The organism is Paenibacillus chungangensis, assembly GCF_042675905.1.
In the GTDB taxonomy this organism is placed as follows: Bacteria; Bacillota; Bacilli; order Paenibacillales; family Paenibacillaceae; genus Pristimantibacillus; species Pristimantibacillus chungangensis.
Genome location: NZ_JBHTJZ010000038.1, coordinates 1 through 570 on the forward strand (window position 1 = coordinate 1; position 570 = coordinate 570).

Annotated in this window: 1 protein-coding gene; it reads left to right on the forward strand. The window is 48.8% G+C overall.

Features of this window, described 5'->3' with window-relative positions; genetic code table 11:
* Positions 1 to 570 (forward strand): IS3 family transposase (locus ACFQ2I_RS19445; protein ID WP_377567201.1); only part of this gene is annotated, 570 nt, incomplete at both ends.

Below are 570 nucleotides of genomic sequence, written 5' to 3' on the forward strand. Positions count from 1 at the left end.
TCAACGCGAACGGTGACACGGATTATGAGCGAGCAACAGTGGCGCTCAAGAACCGTCAAAAAATACAAGGCAACAACGAACTCCAAACACAATTTTCCAGTGCAAGAAAACGTACTGAATCAGGAATTTACGGCTAGTAAGCCAAATGAAAAATGGGTAACAGACATCACCTATGTAGCGACCGAAGAAGGCTGGCTGTACTTGGCTAGCGTTATGGACTTGTACTCACGCAAGATCGTTGGTTGGCACACGAGCGACCGCATGACAAGGGAGTTGGTTCTGCTGGCGCTAAGGCAAGCTCACGGCCGTCAGCGGCCCGAAGGCGAGGTCCTGCATCATTCGGATCGCGGCAGCCAGTACGCCTCGCATGATTACCAAGAGCAGCTTAAGACCTATTCTATGATCGGCAGCATGAGCCGAAAAGGTAACTGCTACGATAATGCTTGCATCGAATCCTTTCACAGCATCATCAAAAAAGAACTGATCTACTTGAACAAGTATGCAACCCGTTCCGAAGCCGAGAAAAGCATCTTTGAGTACATTGAGGTCTTTTACAACAACGAGCGCATC